The sequence below is a fragment of the Chitinimonas sp. genome, assembly GCF_036568685.1.
GTDB lineage: Bacteria > Pseudomonadota > Gammaproteobacteria > Burkholderiales > Chitinimonadaceae > Chitinimonas.
On sequence record NZ_DATCSC010000131.1, the window covers coordinates 1 to 2944 of the forward strand.

At 63.2% G+C, this 2944-nt stretch carries 4 protein-coding genes; all 4 read left to right on the forward strand.

Going from position 1 to position 2944, the window contains the following annotated elements; translation table 11 throughout:
- Positions 1–513 precede the first annotated feature (513 nt).
- The gene (gene grxC / locus VIM95_RS19250) at positions 514–771 is read left to right on the forward strand and encodes a glutaredoxin 3 (RefSeq protein ID WP_331988977.1); all 258 of its coding nucleotides are present in this window, start codon (positions 514–516) and stop codon (positions 769–771) included.
- Positions 772–857: 86 nt separating this feature from the next.
- Complete coding sequence (gene secB, locus VIM95_RS19255; RefSeq protein WP_331988979.1) at positions 858–1325, forward strand: protein-export chaperone SecB; 468 nt, start codon at positions 858–860, stop codon at positions 1323–1325.
- A complete protein-coding gene (locus VIM95_RS19260) occupies positions 1303–1755 on the forward strand; it encodes an SH3 domain-containing protein (protein ID WP_331988981.1) in 453 nt (150 codons plus the stop codon). The genes secB and VIM95_RS19260 overlap by 23 nt, the downstream gene beginning before the upstream one ends.
- The gene (locus tag VIM95_RS19265; RefSeq protein ID WP_331988983.1) at positions 1752–2741 is read left to right on the forward strand and encodes an NAD(P)H-dependent glycerol-3-phosphate dehydrogenase; all 990 of its coding nucleotides are present in this window, start codon (positions 1752–1754) and stop codon (positions 2739–2741) included. The genes VIM95_RS19260 and VIM95_RS19265 overlap by 4 nt, the downstream gene beginning before the upstream one ends.
- The last annotated feature ends 203 nt before the right edge of the window (positions 2742–2944 follow it).

Genomic DNA, 2944 nt, shown 5'->3' on the forward strand with positions numbered 1-2944 from the left:
CTGCGTCATCAGCAGAGAAGCGAACTATACGCACCCCCCAGAAACCCGTCAACACCCTCCGCAATAATTTCTGCAACTTTCTGCCCGACGAGCGGTAAGTGCCTGATCTGTAATACACCCCGCGCCAAACTTTTTTAGCCCGCCACCGCCAGACCCGACACCGCCTGCAAACACGCGGCACCGGAAACACCCAAAAAACCGGCAGCGCACGCTGGAAAAAGCCCCGCTGCGGTAAAAACCGGGCCGGAAAGCAGGGCAAAACAGTGTGGGGGTGAAAATTCGCTATATAAGTTTAGTACCCTGTCTTTGCGCCTGCCGTTGCTCCCACTCCAGCAGGTGGCGGCGCCAATCTCCGCAGAACCGCCCCGCTTTATCTCCAGACAGGAGATCCCCCCTCGCCGTCGGAAGATTTCTGGCCGACCATGAGGCTATCCATGCATACTTGAAAGCCGCTCTTCAGAACCGCACTTATTAGTTAAGTCGTCCGTATCTGGGGCGCGATTTGGAGAGTCCATGCCCAGCATCACCATGTATACCACCGCCGTCTGCCCCTACTGCATGCGCGCCGAGCAGCTGCTCAGCCGCAAAGGGGTCACCATCGACCATAAGATCCGCATCGATCTGGACCCCGCCCGCCGCGAGGAAATGATGAGCCGCACCGGTCGCCGCACCGTGCCGCAGATCTATATCGGCGACCTCCACGTCGGCGGCTACGACGACCTGGCCGCACTCGACCGCGCCGGCCAACTCGATCCCCTGCTCGCCCGCTAAGCGGCATGCATGGCATAGCCAGGCCGAATCTGCGATGATTCGGCCGCTTTTTCCTATTTACACCAACAGATCTCGCAGGAGTCGCCATGAGCGATCAGCAAATTCAACCGGTCTTCGCGATCGAAAAGCTCTTCGTTAAAGATATCTCGCTGGAAGTGCCGAACGCACCGCAGATCTATCTGGAAGCCCAGCAGCCCGAAATCAACATGCAGCTGAGCACCGCCTCGCAACAGCTGGACGAAGGCTACTTCGAGAACGTACTGACCGTGACCGTGACCGCCACCCTGGGTGAGCGTACCGTCTTCCTGGTCGAAGTGGCCCAGGGCGGTATCTTCCAGATCCGCAACGTACCGGCTGAAGACCTCGAGCCCATTCTCGGCATGGCCTGCCCGAACATCCTCTTCCCCTATGTGCGTGAAGTGGTGTCCGATCTGGTGACCCGCGCCGGCTTCCCGCCCGTGGTGCTCGCCCCGATCAACTTCGAGCAGCTGTTTATGCAGCGCCAAGCTCAAGAACAGGCCGCGAGCCAAGATGCGCCCACCACGGTGCAATAAGTGGATTGCCGCCAGCCTGCTCGGGCTGGCGGCCGTGTCTGCCAGCGCGCTGGAGTTCCGCTCTGTGGCGGAACACGGCGCGGTGTTCTATGACGCGCCGGCAAGCCAAGCCAAGAAGCTGTTCGTCGCCAGCAAGGGCCTGCCGGTCGAGGTGCTGATCGACAACAAGGACTGGTTGCGCGTGCGCGACCAGTCCGGCGCCCTGGCCTGGATCGAAAAGAAGTCGCTGAGCAGCAAGCGCAGCGTCGTCGTCACCAGCAGCAAGGCGGAAGTCCACGCCACGGCCGATGCGAAATCGGCGGTACTGTTCGTGGCCGAGAAGAGCGTGCTGTTCGAGCTGATCGAAGCCGGCAAGAGTGGCTGGGCCAAGGTCAAACATCGCGACGGCGCCGTCGGCTATATCCGTATCGAAGAGGTATGGGGCGTATGAAGCTGACGGTACTGGGTGCCGGCGCCTGGGGTACGGCGCTGGCCATGAGCTTTGCCGAGCGCCATGAGGTCACGCTGTGGGGCCGTGACGCCCTGCAGTTGGAAGAGATGCAGACCGCCCGCGAGAATCGTCGCTACTTGGCCGGCCAGCCCTTTCCGGCCTCCCTGACGCTGCAGGCAGACCTTGCCATCGCCATGGCCGATGCCGAGCTTGCGCTGGTGGTCACCCCCACCGCCGGTCTGCGCCCCACCCTGCGTGCACTGACCACACTCGGTAGCCGCGTGCCGGTGCTTTGGGCCTGCAAAGGCCTGGAAGCCGATACCTTGCTGCCAGCCCACGAAGTAGCCGAAGCCGAGCTGCCGCCCGAGGTCGCCCGTGGCATCCTCACCGGCCCGAGCTTTGCCCAGGAAGTCGCGGCCGGTCTGCCGGCCGCGCTGACCTTGGCCTCGGCCGACGAGGACTTTGCCAACCGTACCGCCGCCCTGCTCAATTCCAGCAAGCTGCGGATCTATTCCAGCCGCGACATCATTGGTGCTGAAATCGGTGGTGCGGTGAAGAACATCATGGCCATTGCCGCAGGTGTGGGCGATGGCCTCAAGCTCGGTCACAACGCCCGGGCAGCCCTCTTGACCCGCGGCCTGGCCGAGATCACCCGCTTTGGCGTGGCCTTGGGTGCCCAGCCGGAAACCTTCACCGGCCTCTCCGGCCTGGGTGATTTGATCCTGACCTGTACCGGCGATCTGTCACGCAACCGCAAGGTGGGTTTGCTGCTGGCCGAGGGCAAGCCGCTGGCGGAGATCATCCGCAACCTCGGCCATGTAGCCGAGGGCGTCAACACTGCCCGCGCGGTGCTGCAGCAAGCGGAGCGGCTCAAGGTGGACATGCCGATCACGGCCGCGGTCTGCAAGATGCTGTTCGAGGATCAGCCGGCTGCCGAGGCGATTGCCGGCCTGATGGGCCGCGGTGCCAAGAAGGAAGCGGCCTGAGCCGTTAACTGCAACAACAATGAACAACGGCCCTGACGGGCCGTTTTTTATTGTCGTGCCAGGAAGTCCCGCTGTGCAGCCACAAAGGCGGCCTCGTGCGAGAAGAAAGGAGCATGGCCCGCCTCGGCATGCAGCACCAGCTCGCCGCCCGTCGCCGTCGCCAGCCAGTCGCCGACCGCCGGCGGGGTCATCCGGTCCCGCCC